The 15,106-nt window shown below is 63.4% G+C and carries 14 protein-coding genes; 2 read left to right on the forward strand and 12 right to left on the reverse strand.

The window, feature by feature from the left end:
- Window positions 1-4 precede the first annotated feature (4 nt).
- From hybB to K7R21_RS10075, 7 genes are all read right to left on the reverse strand, one after another.
- Window positions 5-1,339, reverse strand: coding sequence for a Ni/Fe-hydrogenase cytochrome b subunit (gene hybB / locus K7R21_RS10045; protein WP_224983115.1), 1,335 nt, complete (start codon window positions 1,337-1,339; stop codon window positions 5-7).
- On the reverse strand, window positions 1,339-2,265 hold the full coding sequence (hybA, locus tag K7R21_RS10050) for a hydrogenase 2 operon protein HybA (RefSeq protein WP_224983116.1): 927 nt from the start codon (window positions 2,263-2,265) through the stop codon (window positions 1,339-1,341). The genes hybB and hybA overlap by 1 nt, the downstream gene beginning before the upstream one ends.
- The gene (locus K7R21_RS10055) at window positions 2,249-3,358 is read right to left on the reverse strand and encodes a hydrogenase small subunit (protein ID WP_224983117.1); all 1,110 of its coding nucleotides are present in this window, start codon (window positions 3,356-3,358) and stop codon (window positions 2,249-2,251) included. Before K7R21_RS10055 ends, hybA begins: the two co-directional genes overlap by 17 nt.
- A gap of 249 nt (window positions 3,359-3,607) precedes the next feature.
- Window positions 3,608-3,940 carry a hydrogenase maturation nickel metallochaperone HypA gene (gene hypA / locus K7R21_RS10060; RefSeq protein WP_224983118.1) on the reverse strand — a complete coding sequence of 111 codons (333 nt, stop codon included), beginning with the start codon at window positions 3,938-3,940 and terminating at the stop codon, window positions 3,608-3,610.
- Window positions 3,941-4,004: 64 nt separating this feature from the next.
- Window positions 4,005-4,925, reverse strand: a complete 921-nt coding sequence (locus K7R21_RS10065; protein WP_224983119.1) for a sensor histidine kinase — start codon at window positions 4,923-4,925, stop codon at window positions 4,005-4,007.
- A gap of 354 nt (window positions 4,926-5,279) precedes the next feature.
- Window positions 5,280-6,647, reverse strand: a complete 1,368-nt coding sequence (locus K7R21_RS10070) for a sigma-54-dependent transcriptional regulator (protein ID WP_224983120.1) — start codon at window positions 6,645-6,647, stop codon at window positions 5,280-5,282.
- Entirely contained in the window at window positions 6,644-8,518 is a 1,875-nt protein-coding gene (locus tag K7R21_RS10075; RefSeq protein ID WP_224983121.1) for an MEDS domain-containing protein, read from the reverse strand. Before K7R21_RS10075 ends, K7R21_RS10070 begins: the two co-directional genes overlap by 4 nt.
- A gap of 216 nt (window positions 8,519-8,734) precedes the next feature.
- On the opposite strand from K7R21_RS10075, the gene K7R21_RS10080 reads away from it, so the two are divergent.
- Complete coding sequence (locus K7R21_RS10080; protein WP_224983122.1) at window positions 8,735-9,016, forward strand: hydrogenase maturation nickel metallochaperone HypA; 282 nt, start codon at window positions 8,735-8,737, stop codon at window positions 9,014-9,016.
- Window positions 9,017-9,100: 84 nt separating this feature from the next.
- Here K7R21_RS10080 and K7R21_RS10085 read toward each other — a convergent pair whose 3' ends face one another.
- A complete protein-coding gene (locus tag K7R21_RS10085; protein ID WP_224983123.1) occupies window positions 9,101-9,823 on the reverse strand; it encodes a spermidine synthase in 723 nt (240 codons plus the stop codon).
- A 16-nt stretch (window positions 9,824-9,839) separates the two neighbouring features.
- Window positions 9,840-10,760 (reverse strand): ribosome small subunit-dependent GTPase A, encoded by a 921-nt coding sequence (rsgA, locus tag K7R21_RS10090; protein WP_224983124.1) that lies wholly within the window; start codon window positions 10,758-10,760, stop codon window positions 9,840-9,842.
- 307 nt (window positions 10,761-11,067) lie between these two features.
- On the opposite strand from rsgA, the gene K7R21_RS10095 reads away from it, so the two are divergent.
- Window positions 11,068-11,505 carry a GSU0071 family protein gene (locus tag K7R21_RS10095; protein WP_224983125.1) on the forward strand — a complete coding sequence of 146 codons (438 nt, stop codon included), beginning with the start codon at window positions 11,068-11,070 and terminating at the stop codon, window positions 11,503-11,505.
- Here K7R21_RS10095 and K7R21_RS10100 read toward each other — a convergent pair.
- The 3 genes from K7R21_RS10100 to K7R21_RS10110 are packed head-to-tail and all read right to left on the reverse strand — an operon-like array spanning window position 11,454 to window position 15,089.
- Window positions 11,454-12,110 (reverse strand): HAD family hydrolase, encoded by a 657-nt coding sequence (locus K7R21_RS10100; protein WP_224983126.1) that lies wholly within the window; start codon window positions 12,108-12,110, stop codon window positions 11,454-11,456. The two genes, K7R21_RS10095 and K7R21_RS10100, sit on opposite strands and share 52 nt — an antisense overlap.
- 40 nt (window positions 12,111-12,150) lie before the next feature.
- Window positions 12,151-14,331 carry an alpha/beta fold hydrolase gene (locus K7R21_RS10105; RefSeq protein WP_224983127.1) on the reverse strand — a complete coding sequence of 727 codons (2,181 nt, stop codon included), beginning with the start codon at window positions 14,329-14,331 and terminating at the stop codon, window positions 12,151-12,153.
- Window positions 14,328-15,089 (reverse strand): glycerophosphodiester phosphodiesterase, encoded by a 762-nt coding sequence (locus K7R21_RS10110; RefSeq protein WP_224983128.1) that lies wholly within the window; start codon window positions 15,087-15,089, stop codon window positions 14,328-14,330. Before K7R21_RS10110 ends, K7R21_RS10105 begins: the two co-directional genes overlap by 4 nt.
- Window positions 15,090-15,106: the final 17 nt, after the last annotated feature.

The raw sequence follows: 15,106 nt of genomic DNA on the forward strand, positions 1-15,106 counted from the left end.
AATGTTAGTGCGCGTGCGCCTCGGTCTGCGGCAGCTTCTCGGCTGCGCCCCCTTTGTGCTTCTTCGCGTGTCCCTTCTTCTTGTGGGCGCCGTGCAGGTCCATGTTGGGCAGAACCGGGAACAGGGCCACGAAGACCTTGTAGCCCAGGATCTCAAGGGCCACGATGCCGACCGTGATCATCACCTCGGCGAAGGAGGGGAAGTACTTCCACCCCTGGCCCGGGTTGAAACCGATCAGGTACACGTTGAAGCGGTACAGGGCGCCGCCTAGGACGATCATGGAGGCCGAGATGAAGAGCCAGCGTGCCGACCTTCTGCACTTCTTGACGAAGAGGATCAGCGAGCCGCAGGCGACCAGCAGGAACTCAGTCATGAACCAACCGGAGTAGAAGTCACCCTTGAGCGCCGCGTGGATCTGGCCGCGGTAGGAAAGATCGCCGATGACGACGGTCAGCCAGATCACGGTCACGAACGGGATCAGCCCGGCCAAGCCGGAGAGTTCCTCGATCTCATAGGGACGCTTGAAGGAGTAGCTCGAGATGATCGACTCCAGGATGGCGATGGAGTAGCCGATGAAGACGCAGTTCAAGAGGAACAGCAGCGGCAGGAAGCCGGTGTGCCAGAGCGGATGCAGTTTGGTCGAGGCGATGAGGAGCAGGCTCCCCAGCGAAGACTGGTGCATGGTCGGCAGCGTGATGCCCAGGACGATGAAGAAGATGAGGACCTTGTTCAGACGCGGGTTGAGCCAGGCAGCGCCCAGACGCACCATCTCCAGCTTGTCCTCCATGGTCTTCTTGTCCGGCGCGATCTTCGGGTGCAGCCAGTTGCGGATCGCGTTCATGCGGTCCCACTTGCTCTTCTCGATCGAGGTCAGGATCGCCGGGAGGAACTCGAGGATGAGGACCGTGGAGTAGGCCATGACGCAGAGCGCGACCTCGAACATGGCGGAGTTCGCCTGCCACTTGCTCGGGATGAAGAAATTGTAGGCGTTCCACGGACGGCCCAGGTCGACCATGACCGAGAAGCCGGCCAGGCCGTAGCCGAACATGGAGGTGAGGATCGCCGAGCGGATCATCGGGTGGTACTGCATCCTGTTCCTGATGTAGACCAGGATGGCGACCGCGTAGCCGCCGCAGGCGATGGCCGTGCCGGTAGCGACGTCGTAGGTGATCCAGATGCCCCAGGGGTAGCCGTCGCTCATGTTGGAGACGGCGCCGATGCCTTTCACGTAGCGCACGCCCACGAAGTAGAAGCCGAGCAGCACGATGGAGAGGAGGATGAAGAAGGATTTGGTAAAGATCTTACCTTCCAGCTTTTGGTATTCTTCACTGTGTCCCATTACTTACCCCCCTTCTTGTGATCGTCGTCGTGCCCCTGGTGTTTCTTCATGTTCTTCACCGCGATGAAGCAGAGGGTGCTGTACAGGGCCACTGGGGCGATGAAACCCTTGTAGATGGTGTGCTGGATCTTCTCGGAGAACTCGGCCGGGGCTTCCGGCTTGATCTCGGGGAGACCGAGCTTGTTGAACGGCATGGAGGCCAGGTAGAGGTGGTTGGTGCCCCCCCCTTCGTGCTCGCCGTAGACGTGGGCGACGTACTTGTCGGGCGCGTCCTTGAGCCTCTGATGCGCTTCCTCCAGCAGGTCCTTCCTCTTGCCGAACTTGATGGCGCCCGCCGGGCAAGTCTCGGCGCAGGCCGTGATCCCCTTCTCGCGCAGGTTGGTCGCCTTGCACAGGTCGCACTTGACGATCTGCGGCACCGCCTTCTCCCACTGGAATTTCGGAATGTTGTACGGGCAGGCGATCTGGCAGTAGCGGCAGCCGATGCAGGTGTTCTTGTTGTAGTCGACGATGCCGGAGACCTTCTCCTTGGTCATGGCCGAAACCGGGCAGACCGAAACGCAGGAGGGTTTTTGGCAGTGCATGCAGGAGTACTTCACGTAGCTCCAGCGCTTCTCGCTCTCCTTGAAGAGCTTGATAAGGGTACGGGTCGAGCCGGAGAGGTCGCTCGGGGCATCCCACAGGCCGTCCTCGTCGAACTTCGCCTTTTCGTAGGAGAGTGAGCCGTAGTCGGAATTGACCCTCTTGCAGGCCGACATGCACGCCTTGCAGCCGACGCACTTGGTGGCGTCGTAGAGCATGCCGAGTTCGTCGTTGTTGACCTGGAGTCCCTCGTTGGCCAGAGCGTTACCCGTGCCGCAGGCCAGAAGGCCCGCGCCGGTTGCGCCGGCCAGCTTCAGGAAATCGCGTCTACTTGTCTTTTTCATGGGCATCCTCCTGCGCCTCACCGCCCGGAAGCTTCTTGGCGAGCATCGCGCCGGCGCCAAGTGCCGCACCTGCCGCGAGACCGACGAAGCCGGTGGTCAGCGGGTCCGGACCCTTTCCTTTTTCCTTCAGGTCCACCGGGGCGTAGCTGTCGAACGGCGTCGGCTCGTGGATCTGCACCTTCTCGGCGATAGCGGTCTTGAAAAGGATGTCCGGCTCGGTGCAGCCGATGCAGGGGTGACCGATGGACACCGGCCAGGCGCCCACGTCGTTGAAGCGCTGTACGGAGCAGTTGGCGTAGGTGGCGGGACCTTTGCAGCCCAGCTTGTAGAGGCAGTAGCCCTGGGCGTGGGTCGGGTCGCCGTACGCCTTGGCGAAGCGGCCGGCGTCGAAGTGCGGGCGACGCTCGCAGTGCTCGTGAATCCTCCTGCCGTAGGCGAACTTCGGGCGGCCCAGCTGATCGAGCTCGGGCAGCTTCTTGAAGGTCAGGTAGTACAGCACGGTGGACAGGAAGTTGTAGGGGTTGGGGGGGCAGCCGGGGATGTTGATGATCGGCTTGTCCTTGATGATGTCCTTCACGCCGACCGCGCCGGTCGGGTTCGGGGAAACGGACTGGATGCCGCCGTAGGAAGCGCAGGTGCCGATGGCGATGATGGCCGCGGCCCCTTCGGCCGCATGCTGCAGCGATTCGAGGGCGGTCTTGCCGGAGACCTTGCAGAAGATGCCGTTCTGCTTGGTCGGGATGGCGCCTTCCACGACCAGGATGTACTTGCCGTGGTTGGCCTTCATGGAGTCATGGAGCGCCTGCTCGGCCTGGTGACCGGCGCCAACCATGAGCGTCTCGTGGTAGTCCAGCGAGATCATGTCCAGGATCAACGTGGAGATGGTCGGGTGGGACGAACGCAGCAGCGACTCCGAGCAGCCGGTGCACTCCTGGAAATGGAGCCAGATCACCGCAGGGTTACCGTTTTTCTCAACGGCCTCGGCCACCTGCGTATGCATGGCGAAGGGAAGCCCCATCATCGCGGTGGCGGTGACACAGGCCTTCATGAAACTCCTGCGGGTGACCCCTTCGCAAAACATCTCTTCTTTCATAACAAGCCTCCTCGAGATAAATCAAACCGCCCGTATACGGCAACACCCGTGCCAACCCGGTAAACAAAATTTGAAATTGTAATACATTGTAATCATTGGACAAAAAAAATGGCGCCTGCGGAAGCTCTCCGCACGGCGCCTTTGGTTGCTTCATTTTGTTGGGTACTTCTGTCCCGGTTTTGTATCATTTTGTCCCAAGGGCGGGACAAAAGGAGAAAAGGGTACGGGCACCTGAGGAGCCAGTCCCCGTCAGGCCAGCTCCAGTTCCTTCACCCTCAACTCCTCACCCGATACGATGGCGAGGCCGAAGGCGCCGCACCCGGGACAGGGGGAGAAGAGGCTTTGCAGGGGAAATTCGCCGTGGCAGGCGGGACAGGTCCCCCGGCCCGGCACCTCCTCGATGGTGAGCTTGGCTCCCTCCAGCAGGGTGCCCTTGGTGCAGGCCTCGAAGCAGAATTCCACGCTCTCGGGCACCACCCCGGACAGCTCCCCTATCTCGAGAACCACCTCTATAACTTTGCGCCCTGCGGCGTGTCCCTCGCATATCTCCACCACGCTCTGGGTTATGCTCATCTCGTGCATGCCCGCCTCCGATTTTAATGTGGAGGGATGATAGCAGATCGGACCGCGCAGCAAAAGGGGCTTTTCATGTGATGCACGACTGCAGCGTGAAGAAGAAGGTCGCCCCCCTGTCCACCTCCCCTTCGGCCCAGATGCGCCCGCCGTGGCGGTTTATAATACGCTGCACGGTGGTGAGGCCGATGCCGTTGCCGGGGAACTCGCTGGAGCTGTGCAGGCGCTGGAAGGCATGGAACATCCTTTCCGCGTTGGCCATGTCAAAGCCAATGCCGTTGTCCTTCACGAAACAGGTCTTGTCCGAGGCACTCTCCTGGGCTCCGAACTCGATACGGGCTACATCGCGCATCTGAGTGAATTTCCAAGCGTTTCTCAGTAGGTTCTTCATGGCGATCTCGAGCAGGTTCTGGTCGCCGAAGGTGCGGATCCTGGGCTGGATCAGGAACTCCACCTTGCGCTCCGGGGTCCCCTGCGCCAGGTCGGCCGCGGTGTCGCTGACGATCTCGGAGAGATCGACCACCTCCCGTTTCAGACTCAGGTAGGAGAGCTGCGAAAGTTGCAGCAGCGCCTCGATCAGGTCGTTCATGTGCTGGCTCGACTTGAAGATGCGCTCCAGGTAGTCCATCCCCTCCAGGTCGAGCATGCCGGCGTACTGCTCCTGCAGGGCACGGGTGAAGCCGCAGATCCTCCTTAAGGGAGCACACAGGTCGTGGGCCACCGAGTAGTTGAAAGCCTCCAGATCCCGGTTGATCGATTCCAGCCGTTCGGTCTGCTCGGTGAGCAGGCGTTCCACCTGCTGGGTCAGCAGGCTGATCTCCTCATTGTTGGGCCGCTCCTGGAGCATGTTGCGTATCGTCTCCAGGGAGGTGTGGACTGCCGATTTGAGATCTACCGCGTAAGAGGCGTTCAGCATGCTGGACGCTATTTCCTTATCTATGGTCAAATACCGGCCCTCCCCGTTGTTTCTCTTTGCCTTGTACGCATCGGTCATGGGGCACCCCCTGTTGACCTGCACCCCCCAAGGGGGCTCGCCCGGGGACGCCTGCCCGTGCACCTGGAACCGGCCGCTGCCGGTCTCCCGGGACGACGTCCCTACAAACTCAAAATCCCATTCCTCGCCACTGCCGCAGGCTCCCTCCTGTTACTTCAGCAGCAACCATGCCCACCTCCTCCGCCTGGCTACTCCCTGCTCTTTCAGCCACTTATTCGGATCAGCCTCGCAGCGGCACACCGGGGGCGGCAATAAAGGTTTACCTCTTTCATGGCGGATGGCGCCGGGGCCTTGCTGTGGGCGGGTGTCAGGCAGGCAACGTTTGTGGCAGGTGCAACGTTTGTTGCAGACGGGTCAGGCCGATTTCCTCCTGAGCCGGTTGTTGAGGGCTTGCCTGGAGATTCCTAGCAGACTCGCGGCCTCGCCCTGGTTACCGTTGGACATCCGCAGCGCCTCGCTGATCAGGTGCGATTGCGCTTCCTTTATGCTAGGAAAACCGTTGAAGATGACGGTGACGACCTCGTGCCCCTCCACGGTGAGCCCTTTGCCGAAGGGGACGCTCATGTTGGAACGGAAAGCCGCCACGGTAAGCGGACCCTTCTCGTGCAGGGCGACCGCGTCATAGACCATGGCCTGCAGCTCGCGCACGTTGCCCGGGAAGTGGTATTGCTGCAACAACCGCGGCAGCTCCAAGGGGTACCAGGGGCGTTTTTTGCCCATTTGCCGGGAAGCCAGGGTCACGAAATGCTCCAACAGCAGGGGAATGTCCCCCGGCCTCTCCCTGAGCGGCGGGATGTGGAGCCGGTGGCAACTGAGCCGGTAATAGAGGTCTTCGCGCAACTTTCCCTGTTCCAGGAGCAGTTTCAGGTCCCGGTTGGTGGCCACCACGATACCGGCGTCCGTTTTCGCCGCCACATCTGACCCCAGCGGCAGGTACTCGTGTTCCTGGATCAGCCGCAGCAGCTTCACCTGGGCCTCCTCGCGCAGGTCGCCGATCTCGTCCAGGAACAGGGTCCCCCCCGCGGCCTTCCTAATCAGCCCCTCGCGGTTTTCCTGCGCGCTGGTGAAGGCCCCCTTGCGGTGGCCGAAGAGGGTGTCGGAGAAGACGGCGTCGTCGAGTCCCGCCACGTTCACCGTCACTAGCTCTCCTTTCTTCCCCGAACAGCGGTGTACTGCCTCGGCGAACAGTTCTTTGCCGACGCCGGTCTCCCCGGTGATCAGCACTGGCTGGCCGCTGTGGGAGACTGCCTGAGCCCTTTTCATGAGCCTCAGCATCTGCGGGTCCTCGGTGACGATGTCGGGGAACGGCATGCGCCGCCAGCGCAGCCGGTGCTCCTCCGCCGGGGGACCGAGGGCACGGTCAATTGCCGCGAGGAAGAGCGCGTTGTCGATCGGTTTCAAGAGGTAGTCGCAGGCACCGGCGCGCATGCAGGATACCGCCTGCCCCACTTCCGCCATGCCGGTGATGATCAGTACCGGCAGGTGCGGGAACTCTTCCACCAGGCGCGGCAACAGGTCGCGGCCGGTCACGTTGGGCAGCGCCAGGTCCAGGACCACCAGGGCCGCTTCGTTGCGGCGCAGGTAGGGAAGCAGCCCATCGCCGTCATCGAAGGTCAGCACCGGCCCGACACCGTGTCCCTGCAAAAGTGCCCGGTAGATCTGCAGCATGTCCTGATCGTCGTCCACCACCACTACCGGCAGCGTCGCGTCCTTGCTTTTCATGACCAGCCTCTCTGCACGTATGGCGTCGCTAGACCTGGAAGTAGAGGGTCGCCCCCTTCCCGGCCTGCTCCGCGCTCCAAATGCGGCCCCGATGCAGGTTGCATGATGCGCTGTACCGTGGCCAAGCCGATACCGTGACTCCCCCGCTCGCTAGCGCTGCGCCCGGCCACTTCACGCAGGCTGGTGCTCAACCGGGGGCCGTTGTCACTCACATAGTAACTGCGCTCTCCCTCGACCTGCGCGGTGCCGAACCTGATCACGGGGTGTTTCACACCGATGGTGCAGTGCCATGCGTTTTCCAGCAGATGCTCCATCGCCAACCGCAGCATCTCCTTGTCTCCGGTAACGGTGACCCCGTCCTCGATCCGGAAGTCGACCGGGTGCTGGGTCTGGTCGCTGAGCTGAGCAGCAATCTCCGAAGCCATGGCGCTCAGGTCCACCTCCACCGGCTGCAGTTCCCCCGCCGTCACCGCCGTCATGCGCTCCAGTGCGGCGATGGATCCGGAAAGCTCGCACGCGACGGTGCTGATGCGTTCCAGGAGCTCCCGGCCGGGAGGGTCGAGCTGACCTTTATTGAGCTTTTGCAGTCTGCCACAATCGCTGGTAATCCGCTCCAGGCGCGTTCCCAGGTCCTGGGACACCGCCTGTCCAATTGCCACCAGTTCCGCGCTGCGCGTCTCCAGCTCCACCTTGAGGACCCTGAGCCCGCTCTCGGCCTGCACCCGCGAGGTCATGTCCAGCCCGACAATCCAGTTCACCCAGCCGGTGATGGGGACGTAGCGCGAGATGTTGGACCAGGAGATGAGCTTGGGGGAGCCGTCCTTGCAGCGCAGGTTCCATTCCCGCCCCCGGTAATCCCCCCCTTGCGGCGGGTGCGCCGATACCACGTCCTCGCGCAGTGCTCCGTCGACCTGGAGCAGCTCCAGCATTGGCTTGCCCATCACGTCCTCGCTCTTGAAGCCAGAGATGCGCTCGAATTCGTGGTTACAGGCGGCCAGACGATCGCCATTATCAAAGGCCATCATGATGACTGGCAGGTGCTGCAGGATGGTCTGCAGGCGCCTGCGGTTGGCCAGGAGCGCCTCGTCCTTCTCGTGGATCTGCTGCTCGTTGGCGCGCAGGGTATCCTCTTCCTGCCAGTTTTCGTAGATCTTGCGAGCGAGGGCCGCGTAGGCCTGCTCCAGTTCCTGCTTGACCCGTCCACTTTCCGCCTCCACCATGGTCATGCGCTGGGCGGCGGCGAGGAAGACGTCGAGCTCGCATACCGCCGCCTTCTTACGGTGGGGCAACCCCGGCGAAATGAAGAGCGGGTTCTGGCACACTCTGCCGCCGCTGACCACCCCCGGGTGGATGCGAGCCAGGTCCAGAAGCAGTTCCGGACTGAACAGGCGCCGATTGTACAGGCAAAGCAGGGCAGTGTCCTGCTCCTCGGCAAAGGTGGTCAGGTCACGTTCGAAGCGGTGCAGCAGCTCCAGCGACTTGGGATCTTTAAGTGCCCACCCCATGTCGCAGATGATCCGCGTTCCGCTGAAACCCTCGCTGGCGGCACCTGAGCAGATGTTGTGCAACAGCTCCATGACCCTGTCCTGCTTAAAGGTCCCTCCGGTCAGCCAGGCCTGCTTGATCGGTAGCAGGACCAAGGCGCCGGTGTCCTGTTTTTGCACCTCGACCACGCTTTGCAGCAGCCGCTCCAGTCTGTCCTGTGCGGCATGGAGGTAGACACAGCGCTCCCCTATCGCGATTCCCTTCTGGATAAAGGGGAGCACCAGGTTCAGCAGCTCTGTTTCGTCCTGGTACAGCAGGCAGAGGTGATCGTGGCTGTTGACGACTCCGATGTCCGCAATTTCAGGTGCGCTTTTCTCTTCTTCCATCGGGGTTATCTCCTTGCTCGGATTAACATTAAAAAATACCAACACAATATACTGGAATGGAACGTCTTTGCAATACGGCCACCGGCGAATTTAGTACCTGCCGGGGTCGGAACTCTTGTGGTAAGCGCGTTTTTTTGACCGAGGTCAAGGAAGGGGGAAAGGGTGTCGTGCTAGCTTGCGGCACGCTGGTGATCCAAAAGTAACGAGGGAGGAAAGATGTGCGATTGCGGTTCGGGTAGCTCCAGGGCTGGTGGCCCCTACGCTACCGGCAGGGAACTGGTTGAGTTTGTGCTGGCGGCGCACGGTGGGCAGGTGGCGTGTTCGCCGCTGCCGACAGCGCTGGAGGTGAGCTGCCAGGAGTGCGGCAGGGATTTCGTACTGCAGACCTTCGTGCAGGGTTGCCCCTCCTGCGGCGGCGTGCACGCGGTGTCACCGCCTAGGGCGAACGACCCTACGGCGGTGCAGTATGCGGGTGCCGACTTCGGTGCCGCAGCCTGAGTCGAGGCGATACGTGAAGACGGGGGCGAAAATTCGCCCCCGTCTTTTATTGTGTACCAAGGTGGCGGCTTGTGCCGACCGTGACTAGCGGCGGGGTGAGCGCTTCTGGCGCTGCCCGGCCCCGGGCTCCGGGCGGGACGCCAGGCGAGCCAGGAAGACTACGTGGCGCAGCCCCCCCCGGCCGGGACGGTCGCAGGTGACCGAGAAGCCGGCCTGGCGCAGGCGCTTTTCGAAGCCCTGGTCGTAGTTCTCGCCCCAGACGGCGAAGACGCCGCCGGGCTTCAGGGCCCCCTTGCTCAACTCGATGGCGATCTCGCCGTAGAGCGGGTCCATGATTTTGTCGGTCTTCGCGTGCGGCCCGGTGTAAAGGTCGAGCACGATGGCGTCGAAGCGGTTGTTGTTCATGGCGCTGCGCCTGATCACGTCCGCGACGTTGGCGATTTCCACCTCAACCCTCGGATCGTCGGCCGCCCCGTTGGTCAACGGCGCCAGCGGTCCGCGGCACCACTGCAGCACCACCGGGTTCAGTTCCGCGACCAGCACGCTCGCCTTCTCCGGCAACTGGTCCAGCACCGCCCGCAGGGTGATCGCCATCCCCAGCCCCCCCACCAGCACCCGCGGCGCCGCCGCATCCTTCAGGTGACCGCAGGCCACTTCGCCAAGGGCGACCTCGGAGCGATGCAGCGAGCTGTTCATAAGGACCAGCCCGTTCACGGTGATCAGGAAGTCCCGCTCGCCTCGTTGTCTTAGTTCCAGGACCCCGTCGCCGGTGGTCACGCTTTGCACTACTTTCCAGGGTACGGCCATGTATCTCCTCTTCTGATTATTTTTTCCAGTTGCGCCGCTGCGCCGCCTCTTCCAGGGCTTCTACCTCGTCCAGGAGTACCAGGTAGGTCTGGTACCGCTCCTCGCTGATCCCGCCCGAAGCGACCTCGTCGCGCACCGCACATCCCGGCTCCTGGCGATGTCGGCAGTCGTTGAAGCGACAGCGATGGTCCTGCAGCGCCTCGAAGCCGGGGAACCAGGCGGCGAGCTCGGGGACGGGTATGTCCACCAGCCCGAAATCGCGGAAGCCAGGGGTGTCGACCAGTTCGCCGCCGCCGGGAAGGGCGTGCAGGGAAGAGACGGTAGTGGTGTGCCGACCAGTCCAGTTGTAGTCGGAAAGCGCTCCCACCTTCAGGTTCAGCTCCGGGCAGAGCGCGTTCATCAGCGAACTCTTGCCCACCCCGGTGGTGCCGACGAAGGCACCCCGGTGCCCCTGGCGCAGGAACTCCCGCAGCGGCTCGATGCCGGCGCCGGTGACGGCACTCAAGGTGAAAAGTGGAACGATGCCGCCATAGACGCGGCCGGTGGCGTCACTCAATTCGGTGGATTCCGGGAGGTCGCACTTGTTGAAGACCACGAAGGGGGAAAGCCCTGCGGCACGGGCGGCGACGATGGCGCGGTCCAGGAATCCCGAGGGTGTGCCGGGAGCGAGCACCACGCCGAGCACGTCGAGGTTGGCGGCGAGAAGGTGGACGCCTCCCCTGGCGTCGCGCCGACTCAACTCGGTCCTCCTGGGCAGCCGGTGCAGGACCTCACCGCTTACCGTCACCTGGTCCCCGACGACGTGGCCGGAGTTGCGCTTCACCTTCACCATGCGTCGTTCGCCCGTCCCGAAAAGCACCTCGACGGCCACCCCGAAGTGGGAAACGATCAGCCCCTGTTCGGCCCCGCTCTTCCCCTGCTGATTCTTGTTCCCCATACCCCTCCATTTCGAAGTTTCAGGCAGTTGCGCCCCATCTCGTTTGCGGACAGGCTCCGAGAGTACGGCACGAGCGAAAAGTTGTCAACTAAAGCAAATTTGTGCCGATAAATGCGACAGATGCATCCAGTGAGAGCGGTTGACACCGGAGTCGTTTTGCACCATAGTTTGCCTTATGCAAGAGGCCCGATCCGCCGGTGCCAGAGCCCATTTTCACTACTAGATCCGAAGGGCGAATCAACGCCCCTCACATAGAGATCCAATCGGACGCAGGAACATCACTACCAGGCGTCCAAAGGTGGCTGCCATGAGTAAAGAGACAGTGGATGAAGCTATCGACATGTACGTGAAGGAACGGATGGTGAGAGGGAAAGAAATGGCCATTACCCATTTTCTGGCCAGCCTGTACCTCAAGGAACAAAGTGAAGGGATCATCGACTGCATGCGCAGGGTGCGGGGGCTCACCCGCTACTACATGGACCTCACCAAGGTGATGCTCAACCCCTTCAAGGGGCCGGAAGTAGCCTGGCTCTTCTCCATGGTGAACATCGCGGTCTACGCCTGCTTCCTGCTCTCGGTGGACGACCAGCGGATGCTCGGCATCGCGCTCCTCTCCGGGACCCTGGTGAACGGCGGCTACCTGATTCACAACATGACGAAAAAGTGGTGCGACATGCACGTCATGCTGGCCATCTACGACGAGATCGTGCAGATAGCCGACCACGAGCTGGAGACGTTGGCCTGAAGCGCCTGCGCCAGCTCGGCCAGGCTCCCCACCGCGATGTCGGTCAGCTCGGGCCAGCGGAAGGCGCGGGCAGGGTCGACATGAACGGTGCCGGCGCCGGCCGCGCGACCGGTCTGCAGATCGAAGGCGTAATCACCTACCATCACCAGTGCCGCTGCGGGAACTCCCCAGCGGCACGCCAGTTTGTGGATACCGTCCGGGTCAGGCTTGGCCCGGGCTTCGTCCCGCCCCAGCACGTCAGCCTCCCCGATGTAGTTCATGAGCCCGATATGCGCCAGGGTGGTCAGCGCGTTCTCCCTGGTATTGCGGGTGAGCACGCCGATGCGGGTGCCGCGGCCGTGCAGGAACTGCAGCAGCTCCAGTGCCCCTTCGGCCGGTTCGGTCCGCTGCGCCAGTTCCTGCTCGATCGACTGCAACAGCGCCCGCGCCCGCAGCCCCTCAGCCTCGGGGAGACCTTCCAGGTGCCCAAGAATGTCGCTCCCCTGCGGGACCCCCAGCACATTCCTGATGTGGGCGAAGTCGTGGATGGCGATGGTCAGCGTGCCGTCCAGGTCGAAAACCCAGTGTCGTTTCTGCAATATCCCTTGTGAGATGTCGTTGTCCATACCACCTTTGTAACAGATCCCGACAAATCTGGAAAGCCCGCTATCCCTGCACTGGGGCCTCTGCCGCCGCGCCGCTTTCGGACAGGGTTTCCAGGAAGCCCCCCACCGCGGCGTGGACGTCCTCGGACCCCGGGCCGGCCAGGATGCCGTGGCGCTGGAGCGGAAACCTCTGGTAGCTCTTCTGCTCGCTCCCCAGCATCTCGAAGAGCCGCTGCGAGCCGCGCGGGTCGACCACCGGGTCCCCCTCGGCCTGCAGCACCAGGACCGGCGTCCGGATCCCGGTCAGCTTGGGCTCCAGTTCGCTCATGAAGCGCTCCATGGCGCGCAGCGCGCGCACCGGAATCTTGCTGTAGTTCAATTCCGGGCGCTCCGGCACGCTGTCCACGAACTCCTTCTTGGCCCACTGGTAGCTGAAAACGTCCATGACCCGGTTCCAGACCGTGACCGCCGGTGCAAAGCGGGAGGAGATGTCCAGAAGCCGCTGCGGCGGGCAGACGGCGAACACCCCCGCCGCGTCCCCCACCCGGCTGGCGCAGTCGAGCGCCACGCCGCCGCCGAAGGAAAAGCCTCCCACCACCACCCGGTCGCACAGCGCCTTCATCAGGGCAAAGCCCAGGTCCACCGATTGCACCCAGTCGCTGCCGCTGCGAAGGGCAAGGTCCTCGGGGGAAGTGCCGTGCCCTTTCAGGCGCACCAAGTAGACCCAGAGCCCCTTCCGCTGCAGATAGTGCGCGAGCTCCAGCATCTGCGCTGGCACCGAGAGGAGCCCGTGCACCAGCACCACGCCCAGGCGGCGCGATTCACCCTTGAGCAGCACGGGCATCCCCACCTCGCTCTCCTTGCTTTCCCCCTCCCGGAAGTACTCGCGGTAGTCGGCGTCGAACTCCTCAAGGGCCTGGCGCTCAAGGAGCTGCGCCACCTTCCTGCGCACCAGCCAGACCGGCAGCCAGGCGGTCAGGTGCACATCGCGCTGCAACTGGGTGAGCGGGAGCACCTCGTTGGCGATGACGCCGATGGGGTTGTCGATCCGGGCGCGCTGCATCTCGAAGGGGGCCGAGAACTTGGCCCGGTCCTTCACCAGCATGCCGTCCCTGCACACCACCACCCCTTTCTCCAGCGCCAGTTCGCGGAACTCCCGGTACTTGTGATAGCGGTCGTCGGTCAGAAGCGGGACCTGGTCAGTGCTGAGGCTCTGGTGCAGCTTGCAGGCGGTATCGTGCAGGCAGACCTTGGTCAGCAGGAACACCCTGCGCCGGAAATCGTCCTCGTCGATAGCCTTGTAGGGATAGGCGCGCAGGAGGGAGGCGAAGAGATGGTCGTGGTTGACCGTGGTGAGGTCGTAGATGCTGCTCATGTAGCGCTGCATGAGGCGGTTCGCCTCGTGCTTCATCTCGTTGATGGACGGGAGCCGGTCATCGAAGCCGTAGCTCGCCGTGGAGACGATGTCGGCCTCGACCTCGCGGCTCCTCAGGTAGGTGGAGGGATCGATGGGGCTACCGAAGCGGATGTCGATGTCCACGCCGGAGAGCAGCATGCTCCCCTCGGTGAGGACCTCCTCCTTCAGGTGCTGGGGCGCCTCGCGCAGGAAGAGCTCAGTGAGCCTGCTGATCGCGTTTTCCCGGGCGCGCAGCGGGTAATAGGTGATGTTCACCGGGACAATGTGGCACTTCCCCTTCTTGAGAGGCCCAAGGTCGGGGATCTGGAACAGCCCCTGCAGCCGAGCCACCTCCTCCGGCGCCACCCCCTGCAGCCTCAGCATCCTCTGCCGGTAAAACTCGGTGCGCAAGGCGAGCGTCGCGGCGCCGGAACGGGGGCGCACCCCGCTGGAGGGAAGCAACAGTCGCTTGCGGAACAGCTCCTTGTCCTTCACCATGCGCCCCTCGGGGAAGATGATCCAGGAGGCCTCGCCGGTCAAGAGGGTCTTCACGATGACCCGGTCGCGGTCCGGGTTCCTGGTGGACACCGCCCCCATCAGGTCCAGGAAACGCCCAAGGGGGCCGGCGAACAGCGAGGCGTCAGCCAGGGACCAGACCGGGATCCTGGTCAGGCGATAGATGTGGTAGGGGAGCAGCACGGTCTCGATGCGGGTGAAGTGGTTCACCACGAAGATGACTGATCCTTCCGGGATGTGCTCCTTGCAATGGACGTTCACCCGCAGTTTGGAGAACCCCTGCAGCATCGCGATCATGCGACCGGTGGCGAGGTATGCCTTACGGTTCATGCTCTCTCCCGGGGAAGCTCCAGGGCGCGGCGCAGCCATCCCGGGCGGTTGGTCATGATAGAGTCGACGCCGAGGTCGACAAGCCGTGCCGCGCCCCGCGCCGAATCGACGGTCCAGACGTGGATCTCCAGCCCGCGTGCCCGCAGCTCACCGACCAGGGCGGCATCGAGGATGGCGCGATCACGGCTGGCCAGCCCGTCGGCGCCGATCTCGGCCAGGCGCGTCAGGACCTCACCGGCGGAAGGGTGCCAGCCGCCGCGCCAGCGGTAGTCGCACAGCCAGCAGGCGCGGTATGCCGGGAGGCGCTCCCTGAGCGCGGCCACCAGCAGGTGGTCGAAGGCGAGAAAGCGGATCTGCGCCGCGGCGACGCCGCTGCGGGAAAGGTCGGCGGCCAGGGGCTCGATGATCTCGGCGCCGCACTTGAGTTCGATGAACAGCCGCTTGCCGGCGGGGAGCAGTTGGAGCACCTGGGCCAGGGTCGGGATGGCCTCGCCCTGCCACGGGTCCCCCTTCCAGCTCCCGGCGTCCAGGCGCTGCAACTCGGCCAGGGTGGACTCGGCGACCTGGAGCTCCCCCCCCGTGGTGCGGGAGGTGCCGGAGTCATGCAGGCAGACGATGCTGCCGTCGCGAGTGAGCCGGAAGTCGGCCTCGATACCGTCCGCCCCTTGCGCGAAGGCTAGCCGGAACGAGGCGAGGGTGTTTTCAGGAGCGTCACGGGAGGCGCCGCGGTGGCCGATGATGAGCGGGGTGCTGGGCATGCTATCCTCACGTCGGA

The sequence above is a fragment of the Geomonas agri genome, from assembly GCF_020179605.1.
In the GTDB taxonomy this organism is placed as follows: Bacteria; Desulfobacterota; Desulfuromonadia; order Geobacterales; family Geobacteraceae; genus Geomonas; species Geomonas agri.